Source organism: Kitasatospora sp. RG8, from assembly GCF_017813315.1.
Classification (GTDB): domain Bacteria; phylum Actinomycetota; class Actinomycetes; order Streptomycetales; family Streptomycetaceae; genus Kitasatospora.
The window spans coordinates 39,482-65,600 of the sequence record NZ_JAGIYX010000007.1; the positions used below are offsets into that span (position 1 = coordinate 39,482).

Annotated in this window: 17 protein-coding genes; 5 read left to right on the forward strand and 12 right to left on the reverse strand. The window is 73.9% G+C overall.

Features of this window, described 5'->3' with window-relative positions:
* The first annotated feature begins 132 nt into the window (after positions 1-132).
* Positions 133-1,014, forward strand: a complete 882-nt coding sequence (gene mca, locus J5Y04_RS13085; RefSeq protein WP_209412163.1) for a mycothiol conjugate amidase Mca — start codon at positions 133-135, stop codon at positions 1,012-1,014.
* 176 nt (positions 1,015-1,190) lie between these two features.
* On the opposite strand, the gene J5Y04_RS13090 is transcribed toward mca, so the two are convergent.
* From J5Y04_RS13090 to J5Y04_RS13100, 3 genes are all read right to left on the reverse strand, one after another.
* Complete coding sequence (locus J5Y04_RS13090) at positions 1,191-2,483, reverse strand: PHB depolymerase family esterase (RefSeq protein WP_245204780.1); 1,293 nt, start codon at positions 2,481-2,483, stop codon at positions 1,191-1,193.
* A 672-nt stretch (positions 2,484-3,155) separates the two neighbouring features.
* Positions 3,156-4,154 carry a YdcF family protein gene (locus J5Y04_RS13095; RefSeq protein WP_209412164.1) on the reverse strand — a complete coding sequence of 333 codons (999 nt, stop codon included), beginning with the start codon at positions 4,152-4,154 and terminating at the stop codon, positions 3,156-3,158.
* Between the two features lie 28 nt (positions 4,155-4,182).
* Complete coding sequence (locus J5Y04_RS13100) at positions 4,183-5,589, reverse strand: MFS transporter (RefSeq protein ID WP_209412165.1); 1,407 nt, start codon at positions 5,587-5,589, stop codon at positions 4,183-4,185.
* Between the two features lie 77 nt (positions 5,590-5,666).
* On the opposite strand from J5Y04_RS13100, the gene J5Y04_RS13105 reads away from it, so the two are divergent.
* Positions 5,667-6,230, forward strand: a complete 564-nt coding sequence (locus tag J5Y04_RS13105; protein ID WP_209412166.1) for a MarR family winged helix-turn-helix transcriptional regulator — start codon at positions 5,667-5,669, stop codon at positions 6,228-6,230.
* A gap of 197 nt (positions 6,231-6,427) precedes the next feature.
* Here the strand turns inward: J5Y04_RS13105 and J5Y04_RS13110 are convergent, their stop codons facing one another.
* The 3 genes from J5Y04_RS13110 to J5Y04_RS13120 form a co-directional block, all read right to left on the reverse strand.
* Complete coding sequence (locus J5Y04_RS13110) at positions 6,428-8,071, reverse strand: alpha/beta fold hydrolase (protein ID WP_209412167.1); 1,644 nt, start codon at positions 8,069-8,071, stop codon at positions 6,428-6,430.
* A gap of 198 nt (positions 8,072-8,269) precedes the next feature.
* Complete coding sequence (pip, locus tag J5Y04_RS13115) at positions 8,270-9,259, reverse strand: prolyl aminopeptidase (protein ID WP_209412168.1); 990 nt, start codon at positions 9,257-9,259, stop codon at positions 8,270-8,272.
* Between the two features lie 296 nt (positions 9,260-9,555).
* Positions 9,556-10,239 (reverse strand): TetR/AcrR family transcriptional regulator, encoded by a 684-nt coding sequence (locus J5Y04_RS13120; protein ID WP_209412169.1) that lies wholly within the window; start codon positions 10,237-10,239, stop codon positions 9,556-9,558.
* A gap of 174 nt (positions 10,240-10,413) precedes the next feature.
* Between J5Y04_RS13120 and J5Y04_RS13125 the strand changes: the two genes are divergently transcribed.
* Positions 10,414-12,084 carry an MFS transporter gene (locus J5Y04_RS13125; protein WP_245204754.1) on the forward strand — a complete coding sequence of 557 codons (1,671 nt, stop codon included), beginning with the start codon at positions 10,414-10,416 and terminating at the stop codon, positions 12,082-12,084.
* 147 nt (positions 12,085-12,231) lie between these two features.
* On the opposite strand, the gene J5Y04_RS43185 is transcribed toward J5Y04_RS13125, so the two are convergent.
* The 3 genes from J5Y04_RS43185 to J5Y04_RS13140 all read right to left on the reverse strand — a co-directional run bounded on the left by J5Y04_RS43185 (position 12,232) and on the right by J5Y04_RS13140 (position 15,897).
* Positions 12,232-13,131: a lysophospholipid acyltransferase family protein gene (locus J5Y04_RS43185; protein WP_307853091.1), complete on the reverse strand. Its 900-nt coding sequence runs from the start codon at positions 13,129-13,131 to the stop codon at positions 12,232-12,234.
* Positions 13,128-14,045 (reverse strand): GNAT family N-acetyltransferase, encoded by a 918-nt coding sequence (locus tag J5Y04_RS13135; RefSeq protein WP_374106021.1) that lies wholly within the window; start codon positions 14,043-14,045, stop codon positions 13,128-13,130. The genes J5Y04_RS43185 and J5Y04_RS13135 overlap by 4 nt, the downstream gene beginning before the upstream one ends.
* Before the next feature lie 472 nt (positions 14,046-14,517).
* On the reverse strand, positions 14,518-15,897 hold the full coding sequence (locus tag J5Y04_RS13140) for a serine hydrolase (RefSeq protein ID WP_209412171.1): 1,380 nt from the start codon (positions 15,895-15,897) through the stop codon (positions 14,518-14,520).
* A gap of 284 nt (positions 15,898-16,181) precedes the next feature.
* On the opposite strand from J5Y04_RS13140, the gene J5Y04_RS13145 reads away from it, so the two are divergent.
* Both J5Y04_RS13145 and J5Y04_RS13150 read left to right on the forward strand, forming a co-directional pair.
* Positions 16,182-17,633 carry a radical SAM protein gene (locus J5Y04_RS13145; protein WP_245204782.1) on the forward strand — a complete coding sequence of 484 codons (1,452 nt, stop codon included), beginning with the start codon at positions 16,182-16,184 and terminating at the stop codon, positions 17,631-17,633.
* Positions 17,614-19,590: a HEAT repeat domain-containing protein gene (locus tag J5Y04_RS13150; protein ID WP_209412172.1), complete on the forward strand. Its 1,977-nt coding sequence runs from the start codon at positions 17,614-17,616 to the stop codon at positions 19,588-19,590. The genes J5Y04_RS13145 and J5Y04_RS13150 overlap by 20 nt, the downstream gene beginning before the upstream one ends.
* Before the next feature lie 97 nt (positions 19,591-19,687).
* On the opposite strand, the gene J5Y04_RS42850 is transcribed toward J5Y04_RS13150, so the two are convergent.
* From J5Y04_RS42850 to J5Y04_RS13160, 3 genes are all read right to left on the reverse strand, one after another.
* Positions 19,688-19,819, reverse strand: coding sequence for a hypothetical protein (locus J5Y04_RS42850; RefSeq protein WP_256463491.1), 132 nt, complete (start codon positions 19,817-19,819; stop codon positions 19,688-19,690).
* Positions 19,820-20,098: 279 nt separating this feature from the next.
* Positions 20,099-21,436 carry a M1 family metallopeptidase gene (locus tag J5Y04_RS13155; RefSeq protein ID WP_209412173.1) on the reverse strand — a complete coding sequence of 446 codons (1,338 nt, stop codon included), beginning with the start codon at positions 21,434-21,436 and terminating at the stop codon, positions 20,099-20,101.
* Positions 21,437-21,582: 146 nt separating this feature from the next.
* Positions 21,583-25,617, reverse strand: coding sequence for a Pls/PosA family non-ribosomal peptide synthetase (locus tag J5Y04_RS13160; RefSeq protein ID WP_209412174.1), 4,035 nt, complete (start codon positions 25,615-25,617; stop codon positions 21,583-21,585).
* Positions 25,618-26,119: the final 502 nt, after the last annotated feature.

The following is a 26,119-nucleotide window of genomic DNA, read 5'->3' on the forward strand; positions in this document are numbered from 1 at the left end:
GCCGGCGACTTCCGCCGACGACTTCCCGGACCGACGGGCAGCCGACTCACGCCGATAGCCGACTCACGCCGGTGGCCGACTCGGACCGGCCGCCGACGCACTGACCGTCCAGTCTCGAGAGAGGAACCATCCGTGTTCACCAAGCACCCCGGACTTCGCCTGCTCACCGTCCACGCCCACCCCGACGACGAATCGAGCAAGGGCGCGGCCACCCTTGCCCGGTACGCAGCCGAGGGCGTGGAGGTCATCGTCGCGACCTGTACCGGCGGCGAGCGCGGATCCGTCCTCAACCCGGCGCTCGACCGTCCCGAGGTCCGCGCCGATCTCGCCCGGGTCCGGCGTGAGGAGATGGCGGCGGCCCGCGGGATCCTCGGGGTCGACCAGCGGTTCCTGGGATTCACGGATTCCGGCCTGCTTGGCCCGGACGAGCCGCTGGCCGACGGCTGCTTCGCCGGCCAGCCGGTCGAGACCGCCGCGGCGCCACTGGTCGCCCTGATCCGCGAGTTCCGCCCGCATGTCGTCATCACCTACGACGAGACCGGCGGCTACCCGCACCCCGACCATGTGATGACCCACCAGGTCACCGTCGAGGCCTTCGAGGCGGCCGGCGACGCGCACCGCTACCCGGAGGAGGGGGAGCCCTGGCAGCCGTCCAAGCTCTACTACCACCTGGCGCTCTCCAGGGCCTGGTTCCAGACCCTGCACGACGCGATGACGGCGCACGGCGTCGACTCGGCCATGGGCGGGCTGCTCGCGGACTGGCCGGACACCCCGCCCGCGCTCGCCACCACCACACGGATCCGGTGCGCCGAGTGGTTCGCGGTCCGGGACGCCGCACTGCTGGCGCACGCCACCCAGGTCGAGCCGGGCGCCGGGTTCATGGCACACCCGCGCGACATCGAGCGCGAGGCCTGGCCGACCGAGGACTACCACCTCGCCCGGAGCCGGGTACGGACGGCGCTCCCCGAGGCCGACCTGTTCGCCGGCCTGCGCCCCGGGGAGTCGGGCGGATGAGGCGTCTCAGCACCACGGTCCGTGGCGGTCACCCGGGCCGCCCGGACCGGCCAAGCAGCCCGGACTGCCTGAACCGCCCGGGCGGCCCGGACCGTCCGAACCGCCCGAGCCGGCCGGTTCCGCCGGTCCCGCAGGTAGGGTCCGGCCGAGCGGTCTCGACGGCTCCCGCTGCTTGGTCAGCACTGGCCGTCGGCGAGGACGAAGTAGCCGGGGCCGGTCTGCTTCAGGGTGTGGGTGGTGAAGGTGTTCCAGAGCCCCATGGCCTGGCCGGATCCGAGGGCGTAGGTGAGACCACCGCTCTGCGTCGCGCGTCCCGCCTTCACCTGGTTGTAGTTGTTGTCCGTGAAGCACTGCGGTGCGCTGCCGCCGGTGCTCGCCGTCACCGTGACCGAGCGGGCGCCCTCGGTGCCCGCAGCGTCGACGGCGGCCACGGTGTAGGTGTAGGTCGTCCCGGCGCTCAGCCCGGTGTCGGTGAACGAGGCCGTGCTCGGGCCCGCCACCGGGAGGCCGTCCCGGTACACCGCGTACGAGGCGGCGCCGGTGACGGCCTGCCAGGTGAGGGCCACGGTGTCAGGGCCGGTGACGGTCGCGTTGAGCCCGGTGGGCGCGGGCAGCGACGGCGTGGTGGAGCCGCCGCCGTCCAGGCCCCAGAACTGCGCGGTGTAGTAGCTGGAGCAGATCGTGTTGAGGAAGTAGCTGCCGGTGGCCCCGCACTGGTCGGTGCCAGACCCCGGGCTGACCGCGAGACCGTGGCCCATCCCCGCGACCGAGTAGAGCGCCACGGCGGCACGGCCGTTCGCATCGTTGTAGACGGACTGGGTGGTGCTGCCGGGAAGGCTCCGGGTGGCGGACGCGTTCTGTCCGATCCCCCACACGTCCGTCCACTGGTCCCGCAGCTCGGTGGCGTTCACCGGCTTCACGGTCGTGTCGGCGCTGCCCTGCCAGATCGCGACACGCGGCCACGGCCCGGCGTAACCGGGGTCCGCCCGGCGGACCTTGTCACCCCACTGGGCCGGGGTGAGCCGCTGGTCGGTGTTCTGGCAGCCGGACGCGGCGCTCTGGGTGGTGGCGCAGTGGGCGGGCAGACCGGAGTCGATGGCGCCGCCGGCGAACACGTCCGGGTAGTCGGCCAGGAGGTCGGCCGCCATGCCGCCGCCCGCCGAGAGACCGGTGACGAACACCCGGTGGCCGTCCGAGCCGTACAGCGACCGGGCCTTGGCGACCATCTCGACCACCGACGCGGCCTCGCCCGAGCCCCGGCCGTCCTTGCTCGCGTCGAACCAACTGAAGCAGGAGAGGCTGTTGTTGGCGGAGCCGGTCTGCGGGAACACCACGGCAAAGCCGTAGAGGTCGGCGAACTTCGTCCAACCGGAGTTCCGGTAGTAGTCGTTGGCGGTCTGCACACAGCCGTGCAGTGCGACCACCAGCGGTGCCCCGGTCGGCAGACCGGCGGGAGTGTACGCGTACATCGCCAGGTTGCCCGGGTTGGCGCCGAAGCCGGTGACCTGCTGGTACGTTCCGCCGGGGGCGGCGTCGGCCGCGGTTGCAGCGGGGCCTGCGGTGGCGGGCGAGGCGGTGGCCGCGAGCGCGCCCGCCGCCAGCACCGCGGCGGCCGCGCAGCGCGCGAGCCGCCCGCCGCGCCGGGGTGGTAGGGCGCTGGAAGCCGCGGGAGGGGTGGACGCACCGGTGGTCGACAGCACAGTCACGGGGGACTCCAGGGTGGGGGAGGAGTTCGGGCGGGACGTCGTGCAGCGTGGCGCGTCCGTCGGCGGGGCGGTATGTAGCGGGCCTCCGACCTCGGGCGGCCCGTCATGGCCGGGGCCGCCATGGCGCGGTCGTGGCCTTGGGGCCTGGTGTCCTGTCGCATCGGGGTCCGGCTGCTGAGCCCCCGGCCTGCCGAGGAGTCGTGCCCGGCCTGCAGAGCCACTCGGCCCCGGCCCCGCCCCGTGACGGGCCGAGAGTCACCGGCTCCGGCCACCGGCCACAGGCCTGGCCAGAGCCCCGGCCACAGTCCCGACTTCGGCCCCCGGCCCGGTCACGTGACGGGCAAGGGCCGGTCAGGTGACGCACCGGGCCCCGGCTGCCGAAGCGGCCGGGGCCCGGAGAGAACGGAGGGAGGTGGGAGGTGGGGGCGGGCGGTGTCAGAGCGCGGCCAGCAGTCCGCACAGCGCGAGAAGCCCGCAGATGCCAAAGTTGATCAGCTTGTGCGAGAGGAAGACCGCGGCGAACTCGCGGATGGTTGCGCTCGGCCAGTAGTACGCGGCCGTTGGCGAGCCGAACACCTGCCCGTTGACGCCCGTCTTGCGGGCGGTCAGCGCGGCCCGGAAAGCGTGGAAGTTGTTGGTGACGATCACACAGCGGTAGTCGGGCTTGGCCTGTTCCATGATCACCTTGCTGAACAGCAGGTTCTCCTCCGTGGTGCGGGAGCGGTCCTCGCGCTCGATCCGCTCCGTCGGGAACCCGCGCTCGACGAGGTAGTCGGCCATCGCGTGGGCCTCCGGCAGCTTCTCGTCCGGCCCCTGGCCGCCCGAGGTGATCAGCATCGGCGGGTTGCCGCGCGCGGCCTGGTTCTCGAAGACCTCGCGGCCGCGGTTGAGCCGGCTTGCCAGCAGCGGCGGCACGCGGTCGCCGCCGAGCAGGCCGGAGCCGAGCACCACGACGAAGTCCACGTCCCGGCGGGGGCGGTGACGGCCGTACAGGAAGGCGTAGCCCACGAAGCAGACGAACAGGAAGGAGATGTACCCGACCACCAGCGCGGTGGTGCCCGCGAGGATGCCCAGCCGGTAGGAATGGGTGAACAGTGCTGCCACGAGCAGGATGATCACTGCGAGGATGCCGAGACCCGCAAGCAGGGAGAGCAGGTTGGCGGGCCGCCAGCCCTCCTTGCGGATCATCGTCAGACCGTTGGAGACCAGGAACCAGATCAGTGCGAGCGTGCCGATCGCCGGCAGCAGGATGATGGCGACCGCCGCCAGTTCGGCCACCAGCGTGGGCGCCTTGCGCACTTCGGCCAGCAGCGCCAGAGCGAGGAAGGAGACGGCAATGCCAAGCAGGACGGCGTTGCTGAACTGGCGTCGGTCGCGTAGGACCCCGATCCCGCACAGGACGAAGAAGAAGGCTGCTGGGGCGAAGGCGATCATATTTGTATCGTAGGGCCGGGCGGGGTGGTCAGGTGCCGGTCCGGTCGGCCTTGGCGAGGGCCTCGGAGGCCTTGGCGTGTTGGCGGCCCGTCGAGTCCGAACCGTCCTGCTGGTGCGTCGCGGTGGGCACCTGCACCCCGTCAGCCCCGTCAGCCCCGTCAGCCCCGTCGGTCCGGTCGGTCGCGTAAGCCGCGTCGACTTCGTCCGGCCCGTGGGCCGCGGCCGGCGCCGTCCCCCGCACTCCCCGCACTCCCTGTACTCGCCGCACGCCCGGTACCGCTGCCGCGCCCACGCAGGCGAGCGCGACCAGGGCGGCTGTGACCAGCAGCGGCCTGGTGCTGCCCCAGGCGTCGGCGGCCAGCGGTGCCAGCGTGTAGCCGAGCGGCGCGGCCGCCAGTGAGAGCAGCCAGTCGTAGGAGGTGACCCGGGCCAGGACCTGGGCGGGGAACTCCTGTTGCACGACCGTCTGCCAGACCGGGTTGAGGAACCCGAGCCCGGCCATCGCGACCGCGTACGCGGCGACGGTGAGCGGAGCCGGGGCGGTGGTGGCGAGGGCGAGCAACGGTAGTGCGTAGAGGGCGAGGCCGAGGTTGGCGACCATCACCGGGCGGCCCGGGCGGACGCGGCCGGCGATCAGCGATCCGGCGAGCACTCCGAATGCCCCGGCCTGGGTCATCGCGACCCAGACGCCGTCCCCGCCCAGGTCGCGGGCGGCCACCAGCGGGCCGAGGGTGAGCAGTACCGTGCTGGCGCCGTTCCATGCACCGTGGGCGATCAGGCTGGTCCAGTACCAGTCCCGGGAACGGAGTTCGGTCCAGCCCTCGGCCAGGTCGGCGAAGAACGGGCGGCGCTCGGCGGGGGTGTGCCGGACGGTGATGCGTGTCAGCAGGGCGGCGCTGACCGCGAAGGAGGCGGCGTCCAGGACGAAGGCCCAGCCCGCGCCCGCCGTGTACACCAGCACGCCGGCCAGCGCGGGGCCGCCGAGGCGGGCCGCGTTGCCGGTGGACGCCAGCAGGGCGTTGGCCCGCATCCGAAGCGGCCCCTCGACGGTGGCCGCGACGAGAGGGGAGGCCGTCGGCATGGCGAAGGCGGAGGCGGTGCCGCCGATCGCCTCGGCCACGGCGATGTGCAGCAGCCGCGGTTCGGCGCCGATCAGTTCGACGCCGACGGACAACTGCGCGGCGGCCCGGACCAGGTCGGTCACCAGCGCGACCACCCGGGGGTTGAAGCGGTCGCCGACCACCCCGCCCAGTGGGAGCAGGAGCAGCCGGGGCACCATCGCGCAGCCGAGCACGAGGGCCAGTGCGCCGGAGGAGCCGGTGGCCCGCGTGATCGCGATGGCCAGGGCGGCGGGGACGACGGCGTCGCCGAGGGTGGAGATGGTCCGGCCGGCGTAGAGCAACCGGAAGTCGCGGAGTCCCAGTGGATGAGTCACGCCGTGGACTATATTTCGGTGCCGAAATTTCGGCAACGAAATATAGGTTGACGATCAAGGGCGCCTAGACTCGACCCATGGAGCACCCCGAACAACGGTCCGACGAGCCCAGGGACTGGACCGACGGACACGTCGAGCGCTGGCAGCCGGTCCTGCCACACCTCGACCCGGACATCGAGGGCGCCGTCACCCGGATGAACAAGCTCACCCGCCACCTGCGGCGGGTGCGTGAACAGGGCGTTGCCGACTACGGCCTGCAGAAGCACGAGTTCGACACGCTCCACGAGCTGGCCGGGCGTGGCGGCCACGCCCTCCCGTCCGAGCTGCGGGCGGACCTCAACCTGGCGCCGGCCTCCGTGACCGGGCGTCTCGAAGCCCTGGAGCGCCGGGGCTTCGTCGTCCGCACCCCCTCCACCGAGGACCGCCGCCGCGTCGACGTCGAACTGACCGAGGCCGGCCTGGAGGCCTGGCGGCAGGCGCTGGACGTGGTCGGTCGCGAGGAGCAAAGGCTGCTCGGCGTCCTGGCACCCGAGGAGCGCCGGCTCCTCTCCGACCTGCTGCGCCGGGTCCTGCTTGCGGCGGAGGCCCCGGATCCGGCCGACGCACCCGGCCCGGGCGGGCAGCCGAAACCACGCCCCTGACCGCCAGGGCCCGGCCCCCTTCAGGTCCCGGCCGCGCCGTAGGCCGTAGGCCGCCGACGCCGGGCAGACCCGGTGCCCCGCCGTCCGCGCGGACCCGGTCCCGTAGCCCATGACCTCCCGATCACCGTCGCCCCGGCGGACGGTGGCCTCCCTACCACCGCCTCCCCGGCGGGCCCCGGACCGTCACGCGGCTCCGGCTAGTTCCAGGGGCTCACCGAGAGGCGGACGGCGGCATGCGGTCCGAGGAGCGGGGCGGCGGTCGCCGGCAGGTCGATGTGTCCGACCCAGGAGTCGGCGGCAGGGTCCTCGTCCGGGAGCGGGTCGCCCTCGGGGCGGAGGTCCTTGATGGCGCCGGTGATCCGGGAGTTCCAGTGCGCCCAGGCGGCCGGGCGCGGCCCGGACGGGTCCACGTCGACGACGAGGCTGTCGGCGAAGTCGGCGGTCCGCTCCAGATGGTCGCCGAAGCCGAAGAACCCGTGGTGCTCGCGCAGGGAGAACACCCGCAGGTCGAGCGCGTAGCGGAGTGGTCCGGTCTCATCGGGTCGCGGCAGGGCGCTGGAGAGGAAGGTGGTCGCCAGCCGGACGGCCCCGTTCCCCGCAGCCCTGCTCCCGTTCCCCGCGCCCCGGCCTCCGTTCCCCGTGACGCCGTCCCCGTCGTCGCCGTGATCACCGACGCCCCTGGCCGAGCCGTTGCCGTTCCCCACCGGGTCGGAGAGCTGGATGGGGCACCAGTGGGGTGCCACCCGCTCGTGCATCGTCACCGGCAGGCCGCGCACCGATAGGGCGACCTCGGCCTGCCAGGTCACGTCGGGGTCGTCGGCAGGCAGGTCCACCCCCACCAGGTCGGCGCGGACCTGGAGGTCGCCGAAGAGGAAGCGGCGCAGGTTCTGGTATCCCTCCTCGGAGTTGACCAGTCCGTACGGCCCGCTGTGGCTGCGGTGGACGAAGGCCTGCTGGGCGCCGGTGATCTGGGCGTTGGCGATCTGCACCAGCCCGTCACTGCGCGGCCCGACCGTCGCCGCCGAGGCCCCGTGGGCCACGTCGTAGTCGGCCGGGTCGGTGCCCACCAGGCAGAACACCCGCTGCAGCGGGAAGCCGCCGGCGGCCGACTCGGCCGGGCCGGTGCCGTCGTCGTCCGGCATGTCGACGGCCCGCCAGTCGTCGGGCGGTCCGTCCGGGTCGAGGCGGGCCGTCGGTGTCAGGTACCGGTACATGTGGTCCGGCCCGAAGATGTCCGAACCGTTGATGTTGAGGGCGTCGCGCAGTGCTTCGGGGACGCCGAAGCCGACGTCGAAGGTGATCCCGCCGTGCGGCGTGCCGTAGGTGAAGAGTTTGGCCACGTAGTCGGCGGCCCGGCGGCCCGGGCGGCGGTCCGGGATGATCTTCTGCAGCAGGCAGCGGCAGATCAGCCCGCCCATCGAGTGGGCGACCAGGTACACGCTCGGCGCGCCGGTCTTGGCCTGGAGCTTCTCGATCAGGGCCAGCAGGTCGACGGCGGCCGACTCCAGGTCGAAGCGTTGCGGTTTGGCGCCCCAGGAGCTGGAGGAGAGGTCGTAGAAGCGGTGGATCCAGATGCTGTCCGGCGCGATGTTGTCGTGGGTTTCGAGGTACGTCCCCTGACCCCCCTCGACGAAGATGTGGTAGCCCTCGTCAAGGTGCAGCCGCAGTAAGGGACTCTCGAACTGGTAGAAGACGGGGGAGTCTTCGCGCCCGACGCGGATGTGCATCGAGCCCTCGTTGAACCCGTAGAACGGATCCGTGACGGCTTTCTCGATCCCCGAGGTGCCCCCGGCGTAACCCCGGACGTAGATGATCGGGAGCCTGGCGGACGGCGTGCTCATGGCCGGCCTGCCCTCTCCGCGGCCGGTACCGGCCGGCACCGGCCGACCCGTGGAAGTGGAAGTGGAAGTACTCCCTCCAGTGTCGGAGTCCGCACCCGGCCTGTCACCCCCCGGGTGCGGACCGTTGATGACGCGTCACTGCTCGTGTCGGTCCCGTGTCCGACCAGCCTCGGCCGGGCACGGACCGTTGATGGCACGTCACTGCTCGTGTCGCGGTCCGCGTTCCGGGTCCGGCCCCGCGAACCGCTCGACGGCCGCGAAGATCGCCTCCTGCATGGCGGGGCTGCCGGTGTGCCCGGAGTCGTGGATGACCGTCAGCTCCGCGTCCGGCCAGGCCTTGGCCAGTGCCCAGGCGCTGCCCAGCGGTGAGCCGAGGTCCAGTGCGCCGTGGATCAGCACGCCCGGGATTCCCGCCAGCCGTCCGGCGTCGCGCAGGAGTTGGCCGTCCTCCAGGAAGGCGGCATGCGAGAAGTAGTGTGCGGTGATCCGGGTGAAGGCCATCAGCGCGTCGTCCGGGCGGTCGGTGTAGGCGTTCGGCGAGCCGAGCGCCTCGTGCGCGATCACCGCGTCCTCCCACGTGGCCCAGTCGTGCGCGGCCTTGCGCCGGACGGTCTCGTCGGGGCTGTTCAGCAGACGGCTGTACGCGGCCACCAGGTCGCCGTCCCGGTCGGCGGGCGGCAGCGCGTCCCGGAACGCCTCCCAGGCGCCGGGCACGAATCGGGCGACACCGCGGTAGAGCCACTCGGTCTCCTCGGGCCGGGTCATGGTCACCCCGCAGATCACGATCTCCGAGACCCGCTCGGGGTGGGCCTGGGCGTAGGCGAGGATCAGGGTGGACCCCCACGACCCGCCGTAGAGCAGCCACTGCTCGATGCCGAGGTGTTCGCGCAGCCGCTCCATGTCGGCGATCAGGTGCGCGGTGGTGTTGTGCTCCAGGCCGGTGGTCGGGTCGGAGGCGTGCGGCAGGCTCTGCCCGCACCCGCGCTGGGAGAACTGGACCAGGTGGTAGCGCGCGGGGTCGAAGTACTTCCGCCTGCCCGCGTGGAGCCCGGACCCCGGCCCGCCGTGCACCGTCAGCGCGGGCTTGCCCTGCGGGTTGCCCGACGCCTGCCAGTGGATCCGCTGGCCGTCGCCGACGTCCAGCCGGCCCTGCGCGTACGGTTCGCTGAGCGGGTAGAACTCGGTCACTTCGGAGTACCTCCTGGGCGAACGGGCAGGAGATCGCGAGGCTACCCGCCCTCCGCAGCGCCCGTCGAGGCCATTGATCCCGCAGGTGCCGCGGCGGCGGGGGAGCGGGTGCCGGCCGGGCCGGCCTGGCCCGACGGACTGTCAAAAGCCTTGCAGGTCAAGGACTCAGTGCTTTGCCGCCGGGGCAGTGCTTCTCCGGGGTCGGCGCTTCTCCGTAGGCTCGGCGCTCTTCCGCGGGGTCGGCGCTTCTCCGTAGGCTCAGGGCTTCTCCGTGGGGCCGGTGCTTCTCTGCGGGGTCAGCGCTTCTCCGGCGGTAGCAGTGCGGCGAGCCCGTCGAGGATCCGTTCGAGGCCGAAGTCGAACCGGGCGTCCATGGCCGGCTGGGTGAGGTCGTCGGCGAGGGCGACGATGTTGGGGAACTCCTCGACCGGCAGGGCGCGGAAGCGGTCGCCGGCGGCCGCGGCGATCTCGCCGCGGCTCGCGCCCCTGGCCTCGTCGGCGGAGATGGGGGACTGCTCCTGGAGGACGAAGCCCTGGACGTAGGCGCCCAGCAGATAGGTGGTCATGGCGGCGTCGGCGTCGGAGAAGCCAGCCTCGCGCAGCCGGTCCAGCTGCTCCTCCAGCAGTCGCAGCAGGTGCGGGCCGGGGGCGAGCCGCCCGGCGACCACCTTGGCGGCGTCGCGCTTGTCCAGCAGCAGGCGGCGGTAGCGGCGGCCGTAGTCGAGGAACTGGCTGCGCCAGCCGCCCTCGCGCGGGGGTGCGACGGCGTCGGCCATGATCGCGTCGTTGAGCAGGTCGAGCAGCTCGTCCTTGTTGCGGACGTGCCAGTACAGCGAGGCGGCCTTCACGCCCACCTCGGCCGCGACCTTCCGCATGGACAGGCCTGCCAGGCCGTCCCGCTCCAGTACTCGCAGGGCTGCCACGACGAGGGCGTCCCTGGTCAGCGCGGGCTGGGTGTCGGTCTCGTCGTGCGTCGGCATGGGTCTCCGCCCGCCTTCCGTGCCTCCGCGGGTGCTGCCGCCTCCGGCCCCCGCGCCTCGCCGGATTCCAGCGGCCGCGGGAATCCCACTTGCAATCTAACACCGTTAGGGGCACTCTTTCGGTGCCGGTTCATCCCTAACACTGTTAGGGACTTGGAGAATGGAGAAATCCCCATGGGGGAGTCGAGCGCCCTGCGGAAGAGACTCGCGCTGGCGACGCTGTGCATCACCATGTTCATGTCCATGCTGGACAACGTCATCGTCAACATCGCCCTGCCCCGCATCGGGCACGACCTGGACGCCGGGATCGGCGGGCTGGAGTGGGTGGTCGAGGGGTACAGCCTGGTCTACGCCGCGCTGCTGCTCACCGGCGGCGCGCTCGGTGACCGGTACGGCCGCACCCGGGTGTTCCGGCTCGGGCTCGCGCTGTTCACGGCCGGGTCGGCGCTGGCCGCGCTCGCCGGGACCACGGGTGTGCTGGTCACGGCCAGGATGCTCCAGGGCGTCGGCGCCGCGTTGCTCACCCCGGGGAGCCTGGCCATCCTGCGGCACGTCTTCACCGACGAGCGCGAGCGGGCCCGTGCGATCGGGCTCTGGTCGGCGGTCTCCGCACTCGGCCTCTCGGTCGGGCCGGTGATCGGCGGGCCGATGGTCGACCACCTCGGCTGGGCCAGTGTGTTCTGGATCAACGTGCCGATCGGGGTGGCGGGGTTCGTCCTGGCGAGCCGGGTGCTCCCGGTCATCGCCCCGCGGCAGCGGCGGATCGACCTCGGGGGACTGGCGCTTTCCGCGGCCGGCCTCGGCGCACTCGTCTACGCGCTGATCGCGGGCCCGTCCCGGGGCTGGACCGACGCCCGGGTGCTCGGCTGCGCGGTGGCGGCCGCCCTGCTGCTGGCCTGCTTCCTCCTGCTGGAGCGGCGCCTGGCCGAACCCATGCTGGACCTCGGTCTCTTCCGCGACGGCATCCTCGGCGGCGCCCTGCTGAGCGGGTTCATGGTGAGCTTCGGAATGTTCGGCGTGATGTTCTTCCTGCCGCTGCTGATGCAGGGCGTGCTGCGGTGGGCACCGACCGACGCCGGGTACGCGGGCCTGCCGATGGCGGTGATGATCGTCGCGGGTGCCCCGGTCGCGGGGCGGCTGACCGGCCGTCACGGCCCCGGACTGCCGCTGGTTCTGGGTCTGTTGCTCTGCGCCGCAGGGCTCGGCGGGCTCTCCTTCCAGGGCGCCGACGCGCGTTACCCCGAGTACCTGTGGACGCTGTTCACCATGGGCCTCGGCATGGGAATGACGTTCACCCCCGTCTCCATCGCGGTGCTCCAGCGGGTCGGGCCCGCGCAGACCGGGATGGCCTCGGCGACCATCAACACCCTGCGCGAACTGGGCGGCGTGATCGGCGTCGCCGCCCTCGGCGCCGTCCTGACCCACCGCATGACCGGAACTCTCACCGGCTCGCTGGAGCGGCTGGGCGTGGCGCCGGAGTCGGTCGGACGGGCCGCCGACGCCCTGGCCGGCGCGGGCTCCGGGCACGGGAGCGGCTCGGGGGCGGCGCTGTCCGGGCCGGTCCAGGCCGCGGTGGACGGTGCGTTCGTCGACGGGGTGCACCTCGCGGTGCGCTGCGGTTCGGCGGGACTGGCGGCCACCGCCGTCCTGGTCGCCGTCCTGCTCCGACGGAGCGCCCGAGTGGAGCGGCAGGCGGAGAGCGGGCAGACGGCGGCCGGGCAGGTGGAGGACGGGCGGGCGGAGGACGGGCGGGCCGACGGACTGGCGAACGGCCGGCCGGGCGGTCAGGAGCAGCCGGTGCCGTCGGCCGGAGGTAGGCCGGTGGGCGTGAGCGATGCGGTCTGACGAGCTGTCACGGGCGGCTGGCGACCAGTCGGCGAGCACCTGTCGGCGAGTATCTGTCGGCAGTCGGCTTGCGGAGGTCGCCTTCGCGAGGTCACCGTCCGGAGGTCGCCGGTCCGGGGGCCCGGACCGGCGCTCACCGCAGGATGCTCACCGCCAGGCAGCCTCCACTGCGGCCTGGGCGGCGCGGGCCAGCTCGTGCCGCGCCCGCGACCGTCCCAGCCCCCGCGGTCCGGTGAGCCGGGTGAGCCCGCTGGGTCCGGTCGGCCTGGTCGGTCCGTTGGGTCCGGTCGGCCTGGTCGGGGCCATTGACGCCACCGGGGCCGGGATCAGTGGCAGAAACGTCACCTCCGCCACCAGCCCGCGGACCGCGACCACCCGCGCGAGGGAGCTGACCAGGTCGTCCTCGCCGACGAACGCGGCCACGCTGGTCGGCCGCCCGTCCGCCAGCCGGTAGCGGATCGCGACCGGTTGGACGGGGGCACCCGCCCGGGCCGCGGCCTCGAAGAAGGCCGGGCGGAACCGTCCGCTCTCCCGCCCGCACCAGGTCGACCCCTCCGGGAAGACGACCACCGGACGGCCTGCCCGGAGCAGTGCGGCGACGGCGTCGACCGCCGCCGGGAGGGCGCGCAGCCGGTCCCGCTCGATGAGCACCGTGCCGCCCGAGGAGATCAGGGGTCCGAAGACGGGCCACCTGCCCAGCTCGGCCTTCGCGACGGCCCGGCCGGGGCGGCCCGCCGCGATCAGCGGGATGTCCAGCCAGGAGACGTGGTTGGCCACCACCAGCACCCCGCCCTCGGCGGCAGGGCGTGGCGCGAGTCGGACGGCGACCCCGAGGGAGCCGAGCAGGGTGCGCGCCCAGAGCCGGACCAGCCGGTCGCGCACCTCCCGTGGGAGGGCGCGCACCGGCGGGATGAGCACGATGCCCGTCACCAGTACCGGCAGGAAGACGGCGAGCCGGAGCGCCCGGCGGGGGAGCGCCACCGTCGGGACCGGCTCGGTCAGGCACGTCGTGGGCGTGCAGGGAGCCGTGGGCAGCCAGACGCTCACTCGGTTGCGGTTGCGGTTGCGGTTGCGGTTGCTGCGGCAGCGGCTGCGGCTGCGGCAGCGGCTGCGGCAGCGGTTGCGCTGGTTGCGCTGGTTGTGGCAGGGGCGACGGAGGTGCCGGGGCCGGTGGGTGCCGGCACGCCGGAGAGGAAGTGCCGCAGGTAGCGCGGGTCGGTGCGCTCCAGCGACAGCAGCACGTACAGGTCGGCGGTGGCGAAGTCCGGGTCGTGCGCGGGTGCGCCGCAGACCCAGGCGCCCAGCCGCAGGTAGCCGCGGAGCAGCGGCGGCAGGGCGGCTCGTCCGGCACGCGGTACGCCGGTCGCGTCCCACGACCGGTGCGGGGCGACCCGGTACTGCTCGGGCGCCAGGTGCTTGGCGCTGACGGTGTCCCAGACCCGGGCCGCGGTGCCGCCGCCGTCGTCCAACGGGATCGAGCAGCAGCCGCCGACCCAGGTGTTGCCGGTCTCGGCGAGGTAGCGGGCGATGCCGCCCCACATCAGGTTGATCACGGCGCCGTTGCCCCGGTGGCCGGCATCGATGCAGGAGCGGCCCAGCTCCACCAGGCCGTCACGGAGCGGGGCCAGGTTGGACAGGTCGAACTCGCCGTCGGAGTAGAGCCGGCCGGCCCGCCGGGCGGCTTCGGGACGGAGCAGCCGGTAGGTGCCGACGACCGGGCCGTCCTCACCCTCGCGCACCAGCAAGTGGTCGCAGTACTCGTCGAACGGGTCGACGTCCAGGCCGGGCACCGGGCTGTGCAGTACGGCACCGAGTTCGTCGGCGAAGACCTGGTGGCGCAGCCGTTGGGCGGCGCGCAGGTCGTCCTCGTCCCTGGCCAGGGTGACGGTGTAGGCGGCGGCCTCGACGGCGGTGGGCGCAGTGGAGATGGGCGCAGTGGAGATGGGTGGCGTGGTGACGATCGGCGTGGCGGGGGCCGGAGTGGTGGCGGGCCGGGACTGACGCGGGGCGGGCACCGCGGCGGTGAGGCCGGCGGTGTCGCCGGGGAGGACTGCGGGAGGAGTGTACGTGGGGACGGTGGTCATGGCGGACCCTCCAGGGCAGCACGGACGACGGCGGCCACGGATCGCCGTGGCACCGGCCCGGCCCGCTCGAACATCGGGCCTGCGGGCCGGTATCCGTATGTTTTTCCGAGCCGACTGGCGTCCACGTTGCTGTTCGGCGGAGCGCAGATGTGCACCTGCTGAATGCGGGCACCCGGCGCCTTCCGGTCACCCGCCGGGCGCCCGGTCGTCGCCCTGTGCTCCGCTCCACGGGGTGGAAGGCGCGGCCCGGGCGTGCCCCACCGTCAAGGCCCCGAGGACGCTGCTCCCGCGAGCGGTACCCCCGCGAGCGTCGCCCCCGAGGCCGGGGCCCGGCCTCGGGGGCGACGCCTCAGAAGGCCCGCCACCCCTGCGGGTCGACCCCGCCGGGCACGGCGTCGGCCGGTCCGTAGGGCTCGCGGGTGAGGACGAAGGAGCCGAGGTCCAGGTGGCTCACCGAGCCGTCGGCGCGCCGCACCACCCGCAGCGTCTCGCCCGCGTAGTAGTTGTCCAGGCCCGTCCAGGTGCCGTCGGCCTCGGCGCGGAACCGGGAGCTGCGCGGGCTGTTGGTCAACGTGGCCAGCTCCAGCCCGCGGTCGGCCTTGAGCCGCAGGGTGTGCGCGGCGGCGCCCCAGTACCAGGGGCCGGTGAGCGCGAGCAGCTCCTCGTCGACGGAGGTCAGCGGGCGCCAGGGCTCGGGGATGCGGGGCTCGTGCTCGGCGGTGAGCGCGATGAGGTCCGCGGCGATCGGCGCGGAACTGGGATTGCTGGTCGCGTTGGAGAGCACGACGGCGGCCAGGCCGTCCGCCTCGCTGACCCAGAGCCCGGCGGTGAACCCCGGCATCGATCCGGTGTGCCCGTGGAGCACTCGGCCGTCGTGGCGCAGCAGTTGGAGGCCGAGCCCGTAGCCGCTGGTCCAGTCGGCGCCCTCCGGGCCGGTGGAGGCCTGCCGCATCTCGGCGAGGGTGCCGGCGGAGAGCACCTTGTCGTCCCCGCGGGCCAGGAAGGCGGCCCAGCGGGCGAGGTCGGCGGCGGTGGACCAGAGCTGCCCGGCCGGGCCCATAAGGCCGGTGTCGGTGGGCGGCTCCGGCAGCATGACGTCCGCCCAGGGGTGGACGGCGAAGCCTCCGGCGTGCGGGTGCTGGGGGAGCAGGGTGGTGCGGTCCATGCCGAGCGGTTCGAGGATCTCGCGGCGCAGCACCTCGCCCCAGGGTTCGCCGCGCAGTCGCTCGACCAGCGCGCCGAGCAGGGCGTAGCCGGGGTTGGAGTAGTGGTAGCGACGCCCGGCAGGGTGCTTCTGCGGGCGCTCGTCCTCCAGGAGGTCGGCGACGGCCGGGCGCAGCGCACCGTCGGTCCGCTCCCACCAGGGCCCGGGTGTCTCGGCGGCGAGGCCGGCCGAGTGGGCGAGCAGCTGGGCGATGGTGGCGTCGTCGGCCGGGGTGCCGGGCAGGTGACGTCCGAGCGGGTCGGCGAGGTCGAGCAGGCCCTGGTCGCGCAGCCGGAGCACGAGTACGGCGACGAAGGTCTTGGTGAGCGAGCCGATCCGGTACTGGACACCGGCGTCAGGGGCGTGTCCGTCGACCATGCTGCGGGCGCCGCTCCAGACCAGCCGGCCGTCCCGCACCACCGCGGCGACCAGCGAGGGCGTGCGGCCCTCGGCCTGCGCCACCGCGATCCGGTGCAGCAGGGCGCGGCGGGTGGTGGGGAGCAACTCGTCGTACTGGTCGGTCATCTGATCCTCTGCATCCGGTGAGACGGCTGAACGGGTGGGTCGAGCACGGGTCGGGTGACGGCGGCGGGGGAGCGGCGACGACACAGACGGTGCTCTCAACCTATTCTCGTGACCGGCCCCGCTCCACCGGTTTTGCCAGGCACTCCATCACGGCCGGTTCCTCAGGCCGAGCCACCGTCCTCCGCCGACCCGCCGACCCGCCGACCCGCCGACCGCCGACCCACCGGCACACTGGCGGAACCGCCGGACGCCTGCGCGCGGTCTGGGCAGGCATGCGCGTGACGATGATCCTTCCCGCCCTGACGGAGGCGACCAGCCCGCTGTTCAGGCCGATCAAGTACTCCCTCTTCCCGCCGCTCGGCCTGGCCACGCTGGCCGGATACCTGAGCCCCGACGACGAGGTCGAGCTCCACGACGAGCACGTGGAGCGGATCGACCTCGAAACGCTGCCGACCCCCGACCTGCTGGTCGTCCAGCCCTACATCACCTCCGCCAGGCGCAGCTACGAGATCGCCGACCACTTCCGGGCCCGGGGCGTGCACGTGGCGATGGGCGGGCTGCACGTCACCTCGCTCCCCGACGAGGCCGCGGCGCACGCGGACACGGTGTTCACCGGCCCGGGCGAGGACACCTGGCCGCAGTTCCTCCAGGACTTCCGGGCAGGCCGGCCCCTGCGCCGCTACGACTCCCGGCTGCGGACCCTCGCCGGACTCCCGCCGGTGCGGCGGGACCTGATCAAGCGCCACCGCTACCTCGTGCCCAACTCGATCGTGGTCTCGCGCGGCTGTCCGCACCACTGCGACTTCTGCTACAAGGACGCCTTCTTCGAAGGCGGCAAGTCGTTCTACACCCAGGCCGTCGACGGCGCGCTCGCGGAGATCGACCGGCTCCCCGGCAAGCACCTCTACTTCCTCGACGACCACCTGCTGGGCAACCGGCGCTTCGCCGAGGCCCTGTTCGACGGGATGGCCGGGACGGGTCGGCTCTGGCAGGCGGCGGGCACGGTCGAGTCGGTACTCAGGCCCGGTCTGCTGGAGCGGGCCGTGGACGCCGGGCTGCGCAGCCTGTTCGTCGGCTTCGAGACGGTCAACGACGCCAACCTCGCCGAGCGCAGGAAGAACCAGAACATCGGCCGCGACTACGCCGCCGTCGTCCGACGCCTCCACGACTCAGGGGTCATGGTCAACGCCAGCTTCGTCTTCGGCCTGGACCAGGACGGCCCGGACGTCTTCGACCGGACCGTGGAGTGGGCCGTCGAGCAGGGCATCGAGACGGCGACCTTCCACATCATGACGCCGTACCCGTCGACCGGCCTGTGGAAGCAGCTGGAGGCCGAGGACCGCATCGTCCACCGGGACTGGGACCTCTACGACACCCGGCACGTCGTTTACCGGCCGAAGGGAATGACGGCGCGCCAGCTGGAGGACGGCTACTGGCGGGCCTACCGCGACTTCTACCGCTGGTCGAACATCTGGCGCGGCTCCGCCGCCCAGCCGGGCCCGCACGAACGGCTGCGGCACCTCGCCTACGCCGGGGGCTGGAAGAAGTTCGAGCCGGCCTGGGACCTGCTGATCCGTTCCGGCCGGACCGTCGGCGCCCTGCCACTGCTGGAGAGGACGCTGGAGGCCTTCGGCGGCCACCGCCCGACCGGCGGGCGCCCGGTTGTCAGTGGGTCGGGGCAGACTGTCCGGGCAGGGACCACCGGAGAGGGCGGGCATGTTCGACACACTGCATGAGATCGACTGGGCGGCCCTCGGGCACGCCTACGGCCGCGCCGACGACGTGCCCGCGATGCTGATCGGCCTGGCCTCCCCCGATCCGGGCGAGCGCGAGGAGGCGCTGGACGACCTGTACGGCGCCGTCCACCACCAGGGCGACGTCTGCGACGCCACCCTCGCGTGCCTGCCCTTCCTCTTCGAGCTGATCGCCGACCAGGCCCTGCCGGACCGCGGGCCGGTGGTCGAACTGCTCACCAGCATCGGTGAGGCCGGCCGCCATCTGGTCGACGAGCAGGAGGCGGAGAGCACGGACGAGTCCACCTGGCGGGCCCTCCTTATTCGGGGCCGGGAAGCGATGACCGCGCGCGCCGACGCCTTCACGCCCCTTCTCGCCGACCCCGACCCGGCCGTGCGCTGCGCCGCACCCGGCGCGCTCGCCCGCCTGCACGCCGACGGGCCCGCCACCCTCGCGCTGCTGCGCGAGCGGCTGCCGCACGAACCCGACACCGAGGCGCGGACCGCCCTCGCCACCGCGGCCGCGGCACTCGCCGGGCGCTTCCCCGACCTCGCAGGGCCGGTCATCACCTGGCTCACCGCCCTGGCCGACGACCCGGACCAGCCCGCGGCCCTGCGCCTCGGCGCCTTCGCCCGGCGCGCCCGCCTCACCCCCGGCGCGCCGCCCGCCGACACCCTCCCCACCGCCGTCGGCCTGCTGCGCCGCATCCCCGCCGACCAGGACGGCCACGCGACCGACGTCGCCCTGCGGATCCTCCACCGCACCCTCGGTGACCGCCCCGCCGACCGGGCGGCGCTCTGCACCGAGCAGCTCACCGCAGCCGGCCCGGCGCCGCGCCGCGGCGGCTGCCGGGAGACCGGCCGGCTGCTCGGCGAGGTACGTGGCTCCTTCAGCGAGCTGGTCGCCCTGCTCGGCCGCCGGCTCGCCGACCCCGACCCGACCCTCGGCGAGGCCGTCCTTGCGGTTCTGCCGGACCTCTTCCGCCTCGCCGCCCCCGCCGCCGACGCCGTCGCCGACCGCCTGGCCACGGTCGCCGACCCCTGGGACGACACCCACCCCGACTCCGGGCCGGACGGTCGGCGCCTGGTCCAGACCCTCACCCGGCTCGGAGACCCGCGTGCCCTCCCGGCCCTGGCCGCCGCCCTCGACCGGCCCGTGCTCCCGCACGACCTCGGCTTCCTCGTCGCCGACCTCGGCCCCGCCGCCGCGCCGCTCGCCGTCCCGCTGCGCGAACGCCTCGCCGGCCTGCCGCTGGACGGCACCCCGCGCTTCGACCAGGCCGATCCCCTGCTCACCGCGCTGGGCGTGGTCGGCGACGCCGACGCCGTCCCCGCCGTCCTCCGTCTGTTGCGTGCCGCCCCGGCAGGCCCGTTGACCGACTCCGCCCTGCGCTCCCTTGCCAGGCTCGGCCCGGCCGCCGCCGAAGCCGCCCCCGAGTTGCGTACGCTGCTCGCCGCCCCGTGCTCGCCGCACGCCCTGCCCGCAGCCGCGGCCCTCTGGTCCGCCACCGGCGACACCGGCGCCGTCCTCCCGCTGCTCCTCGCCAAGGCCGCCGACCCAAGCCCCTGGGTCCGCCGCGATGCCGCCAAGGCCCTCGCCGCGATCGGCCCGGCCGCCGCCGACGCCGCCCCGGCCCTGCGCGCCATGCTCGCCGACCCCGAGGTCTGGGTGCGCGTCGACGGCGCCACCGCCCTCTGGCACACCGCCGCCGACGCCGAAGCCGTCCTCCCCGTCCTCACCGCCGCCTGGACGGAGAACGCCCACACCCGCGCCACCGCGGCCGCCTGCTTCACCGCGATGGGCCCGGCCGCCGCCGACGCCTTCCCCCTCGTCCGCACCGAACTCACCACCACCCGCCGCCACAACGCCGGCTTCGGCAGCAGCCACGCGATCCACGACGACGAACTCCTCCTCACCACCTGCCGGTCGGCCGCGGAGGCGATACCGACCGCCGGCTGAGCCGACTGTTCCGGTGTGCGGTGTGCGGTGTGCGGTGTGCGGTGTGTGAGGTCACTGTCCAAAGGGGGCCCGCGCAACCCTCGCCGTGGCCGGCTGGTCAACCGGGCAGGCGGAGACCGCTCATCATCCCGGCGATCTTGTGCAGTTCCGCCACGGCGGCGTTGACGAGGTGCTCCAGGACTTGGTCGTAGGGGTCTCCGCGGTCCGCCGCAGCCGCTTGCGCAGCCACGAGGACGGAAGGACCTTGTCCCGGTGCAGGACCGTCTGCAGCACCGTGGTGCTGCTCAACCAGAGCCGGAAGTGCCGCTGGACGACGGCGGGCCGGCTCCGGAGCTCCAGACCTCCAGACCTCCAGCGGGACTCCGAGGAGCTCGCCGAAGAGGTCACGGCAGACCGGTTCGAAGTCAGGGTCCGTCAGACGCCCCAGGTCGAAGGAATCCATGCCACCTTCACGGACAGGACCCGCCGGGACGTGTTGTCGCCGACGGGTCCCATCCTTCCCGAAGGGTCAGACACCCGGTGCCGGGAACGGGGGCAGCTCGGGGCGGTCGAGCCAGGCCGTGAACAGCCCTGCCAGCGGCCTGTCCGTGTAGCGGGCCGCGTGGGCCGTGAAGTCGGCGGTGGCGACGACGCCGTGCCGGTTGAGCGTCGCCCAGTCCATGAGCAGGCGGAAGAAGGCCGGGTCGCCGACGGCGGTCCGCAGCGCGTGCACGGTGAGCCCGCCGCGCTGGTACAGCCGGTCGTCGAACATCAGCTTGCGGCCCGGGTCGCCCAGCCGGAGGTCCTGCGGGCTGTCGGACAGCAGGGCGTGGGCGATGGCCGCGTGCGAGGCGGCGGACGGTCCACCGGTGTGCTCGGACCAGAGCCACTCCGCGTACTTGGCCAGGCCCTCGTTGAGCCAGATGTGACTCCAGTCGGCGATCGACACGCTGTTGCCGAACCACTGGTGGGCCAGCTCGTGGGCGATCAGACGCTCGTTCCCCCAGCCGCCGCCGAGGTGGTTGGTGCCGAAGGTCGCGACGCCCTGCGCCTCCACCGGGACGTCCAGCTCCTCGTCGGCCACCACCACCGCGTACTCGCCGAACGGGTACGGGCCGAAGACGTCCTCGAAGTACGCCATCATCTGCGGCTGCCGGGCGAAGTCCCTGGTGAACTCCGTGGCCAGCTGCTCCGGCACGTAGCCGGTCTGCCGGACGGCCGGGCGTTCGGCGAGCGCCACCGGCACGTAGTGGCCGATCGAGACGGTCACCAGGTAGGTCGAGGTCGGCGCGCTCTGCTCGTACACCCACGTCGTGCTGGACGCCCGGGTGGTGCGGGTGAGCATCCGGCCGCCGACGACCACCGTGTACGGGGAGGGCGTGGTGATCGCTATCTGGTAGGTCGCCTTGTCCGCCGGGCGGTCGTTGCACGGGAACCAGGAGGGCGCGCCGACGGGCTGGCTGGCGACCAGCGCGCCGTCGGTCAGCTCCTCCCAGCCGAGACCGCCCCAGGGGCTGCGGACCGGGCGCGGGTTCCCCGTGTAGTGCACCTCGACGGTGAACGCGGCCCCCGCCGCGAGTGCCTTGACCGGGCGGACCCGCAGCTTGCCCGCCCGGTGGGTGTAGCGGGCGGCCTTGCCGTCCACCAGGACCCGGCCGATCCGGAACTCGGCCAGGTCCAGCGCGAACTCGGGCAACGCGGTGACCGCGACGGCGCTGAGCCTGGCGGTGCCGCCGAGCCGGTTGGGCCCGGGCCGGTAGTCCAGGGCCAGTTCGTAGCGGTGGACCCGGTAGCGGTGGTCCCCGCTGTTCGGGAAGTACGGGTCGGGCGCGGCGGTGGGGGCCGCCGGGGCGTGCTGGTGGTTCACCGGACGGGATTTCACCGGGTCGTGCGCTCCCTGCGAACTGGGGGACGGGGACGCGTCCAGGAGGGACGTGAGGGATGTCGTGGACGTGGCGGATGTGGAGGATGTGGCGGACGGGCGGGACGTGGGGACGGGGGAGGCCGGCCCGGTCACGACGTCGTCTGCCACGCCTCGATCGGGTTGCCCAGCCACCGCGTGTCCGCGGGAACGGACTCGGCGCGCATCACCAGCGAGGCCGGGCCCAGTGTGCTGCGCGCGCCCACCGTACTGCCGGGCAGCACGATGCCGCCCGGGCCCAGGGTGGCGCCCTCGCGGAGGATGACAGTATCCATCCGCATGATCCGGTCATGGAAGAGGTGGGTTTGCACCACACAGCCCCGGTTGATGCTCACCCCGTCCCCGAGGGTGACCAGGTCCGCCTCCGGCAGCCAGTAGCTCTCGCACCAGACGCCCCGCCCGACACCCGCGCCCAGCGCCCGCAGCCAGAGGTTGAGCACCGGGGTGCCCGGCACCGCGCCCACCAGCCACGGCACCGCGAGCACCTCGACGAAGGTGTCGGCCAGCTCGTTGCGCCAGACGAAACCGCTCCACAGCGGGTGCTCCACCGCCCGGAACCGCCCGACCAGCAGCCACTTCGCCGCCACCGCGACCAGGCAGGCCGCCACACCCGCCGCCGCCAGCACCAGCCCGGAGAGCAAGGCCGCCGCCACCGGGGACCAGCCGGCCGCCAGCCAGGAGAGCGCCGCGAGCGTCAGAGCGCCGAGCGCGCCGGAGGCCAGTACCGGCAGCACCCGGGCCACCTCGACCAGCCCGCGCGCCCAGAGCAGCCGGGCCGGCGGCTCGTAGGTCAGGCTCTGGTCCGCCTTGTCCGCCGAACGCGGCAGCCGCATCGGGGGCATGCCCAGGTAGGACCCGCCCTTCTTGGCCTTCGCCGGGGTCGCCGACAGCACGCCCACCAGCCCCCGTTTGGGGACCGACCGGCCCGGCGCGGTCATCCCCGAGTTGCCGAGGAACGCCCGCTCGCCGACCTTCGCCTCGCCGAGCCGCACCCAGCCGCCGCCCAGCTCGTACGGGGCGATCAGGGTGTCGTCCGCCAGGAACGCGCCGTCCCCCACCGTGGTCAGGCTGGGCAGGGCCAGCACCGTGGACACCTCGGCGCCGCGGCCGACCTTCATCCCCAGCGCCCGCAGCCACAGCGGCGTCACCAGACCCGCGTACAGCGGGAAGAGGATCTCGCGCGCCTGGTCCATCAGCTGCGTCACGGTCCAGGCCTGCCAGCCGACCCGCCCGTGCAACGGGTGCGCCCCGGGCGTGAGCCCGATGCTGAGCAGCCGCACGGCCACGACCAGCTGCGCGGCGTACACCAGCCCGTACGCGAGGGTGGCCGGCAGCAGCCCGAGCAGGGCACCGCCGAGTGCGGCGCCGAGGCCCGTGCCGGGGTGGACGAAGCGGGCGAGCACGGTCAGACCGGCGAGCGCCGGCAGGACCGGCAGGAGGCTGAGCGCCGTGCCGCTGGCCCCGTAGAGCGCGGCCCAGCGGGCCCGGCGCGGCGGCCGCTCCTTGGGCCAGGCCCGCTCCGCCCGGCCCAGCTTGACGGCCGGCGCGCCGCCCCATCGCTGGCCGGTCGGCACCTGGCCGGTGACGCTGGAGCCGGGCACCACCTGGGCCTGCTTGCCGACCCGGGCCCCGGGCAGCAGCGTGGAGCGCGTCCCGACCACGGCGCCGGAGCCGACCTTTACCTGGCCGACCTCCAGCCGGTCGCCGTCCAGCCAGTAGCCGCAGAGGTCGACCTCGGCCTCCACCGCGCACCCTCGGCCCAGCTTGAGCATCCCGGTGACCGGCGGAAGCGAGTGGAGGTCCACCTCGGGGCCGACCTTCGCGCCGAGCGCCCGCGCGTAGCGGACCAGCCACGCCCCGGAGAGCGCGGTCGCGCCGGTCACCTCGGCGAGCCGCTCGGCCGCCCAGACCCGCAGATGGGTTGAGCCGCCGCGCGGGTAGCTGCCCGGGCGCAGACCGCGCAGCAGCAGCCGGGCGCCGCCGGCCGCGACAGCCAGCCGGCCCGCCGGGGTGTAGAGCACCAGCGCGCCCGCACCCACCGCCCACCAGGAGGCGGTCGGCGCCCACGGGTAGTCGCCGAGCCAGGTGAGCACGTTTCCGAGCGCCAGCAGCGCGACCGTCCAGCGCAGGCCGGCCACGGTGAACAGCGGGATCAGCAGGAGCAGCTGGAGCAGCTTGGCCCTGTTCGGCACCGGTGCGATCGTGCGGGTCTCGCCGCCGTCGGCCGCGCTGCGCTCCAGGTGCCGGGCGAGCTTGCGCAGGGTCGGCTGCTGGTAGATGTCCAGCACGGCGACGCTGGGGTAGCGGGTGCGCAGCAGGGTGGTGAGCCGGGCGGCCGCCAGGCTGCCGCCGCCGATGGCGAAGAAGTCCTCGCGCGGGCCGCTCACCGGTACGCCCAGGATCTCGGTCCACTGCTCGGCCAGCCAGGCCTCGGTGCCGTAGAGCTGTTCGGTGGGCCCGGCCGTTTCCAGGTCGGGCAGCGGCCAGGGCAGCGCGTTGCGGTCGACCTTGCCGGAGGTGCGGGTGGGCAGCGAGTCGACCGGCGCGAGCAGCGGCACCAGCGCGGCGGGCAGCTCGGCGCGCAGCCGCTCGACGGCCTGCTCGCGGTCCCAGCCGTCCTTGGTCACCAGGTAGCCGACCAGCAGCTGGTTGCCGCCGCGTGCGGTGCGGACGGCCGCGGCCGCACCGGCCACGCCCGGCAGGGCCTGGAGGGCGGCGTCGACCTCGCCGAGTTCGATCCGGCGGCCGCCGAGCTTGATCTGCTCGTCGGCGCGGCCGAGGAAGAGCAGCCCGGCGGGGTCTGCCTCGACGAGGTCGCCGCTGCGGTAGGCGCGCTCCCAGCCGAGCGAGGGCAGCGGCGCGTACTTCTCGGCGTCCTTGACCGGGTCCAGGTAGCGGGCCAGGCCGACGCCGCCGATCACCAGCTGGCCGGTGCCGCCCGGCGCGACCGGCTCGCCGGCCTCGTCCACCACGGCGAGGTCCCAGCCGTCGAGCGGCAGGCCGATCCGGACCGGGCCGTCGCCGGTCAGCAGCGCCGCACAGGCCACCACGGTCGCCTCGGTCGGCCCGTAGGTGTTCCACACCTCACGGCCCTCGGTGACCAGCCGCTGCACCAGCTCGGGCGGGCAGGCCTCGCCGCCGAAGATCAGCAGCCGGACCTCGTTCAGCGCCTCCGCCGGCCAGAGCGCGGCCAGGGTGGGGACGGTGGAGACCACGGTGATCTCCTGCTCGGCCAGCCACGGCCCGAGGTCGGCGCCGCTGCGGACCTGCGAGCGCGGGACGGGCACCAGGCAGGCGCCGTAGCGCCAGGCCAGCCACATCTCCTCGCAGGACGCGTCGAAGGCGACGGAGAGGCCGGCCATCACGCGGTCGCCCGGACCGATCGGCTCCTCCTGAAGGAAGAGCGCGGCCTCGGCGTCGACGAATGCCGCGGCGTTGCGGTGGGTGACGGCGACGCCCTTGGGGCGGCCGGTGGAGCCCGAGGTGAAGATGATCCAGGCGTCGTCCGCGGTGGTCGGGCGGCCTGGTGCGGCGGCCTCCCGCGGCGCGCCGGTGAGGGCCAGGGCGCGCTTCGCGCCGAGGACGGCGGCGACGGCCGCCTCCTCGAAGACCAGCTGCGCGCGCTCGTCCGGGTCCTCGGCGTCGACCGGGACGTAGGCGGCGCCGGCGGCGAGCACGGCGAGGATCGAGACGTAGAGGTCGTTGGTGCCGGAGGGGACGCGGATGCCCACCCGGTCGCCCGTGCCGATCCCGGCGGCGGCCAGTCGGCGGCGAAGCTGCTCGACCTCGGCGGCGAGCGCCCGGTAGCTGAGCACGGTCTGCCCGTCGTCCAGGGCCGGTTCGCCGGGGTGGGCGCGGACGGTGGCGTCCAGGAGGTCGACCAGGGTGCGCGGGGCGGGGGCCGGGCGGCCGGGGAAGAGGGCCCGGCCCGGGGCGGCCGGCGCGCTGGGGGCGGTGGCGGCCGTTTGGCTGGGGGGCGCAGTGGTCGGCTCGCCCGGGGCGGGGGCGGCCGTCTCGCCCGGGGAGTGTGCGGTCGTCTCGCCCGGGGCCGGAGTGGCCGGCTCGCCCGGGGCGGGGGGCTGTGGGGCGTGCGGGGCCTGCTCGATGTAACTCGGTTCAGCTGTCATGGCCCGTGCGCTCCTCGTCCTCGCCCCTGTCCCGACGGTACTCGGCCCTTGGGGGCGGTGGGAGAACACGCCTGATCGGGTGACCCCACTCCGGGGCCGGAGCGGACAACCCGACCGATGGTAGCCCCGGGTGATGAACGGCGTACTGTCCGACACTCCACTCAACTCGCGCTCAACTGGCCGAATCTGACGTCCAGTCAGTCAATAACTGAGCTTCTGTGAGCCGATTGTGACGAACTGTCAGTCACTTTGACGGAGCGTCAGACGATTTTTCACGCCGTGATCCACGCCACACCGGAAAATGCTCCCTTCGGGTGGTGGGAGGCAGGGCGGCCGCCGTATCGGCCGCCCTGCCACCCTTTCGGCCGCCGTGGTGACGATGGTGACGCCCGTTCCGGACCCTGTGCTGGACCCGTGTCGGATCCGGACCCAGTCGGACCGAGCCGGACCCGGGACCGGAGCCGAGCCGGACCCGGACCGGCCCCCGGGTGGGCGCGGAACC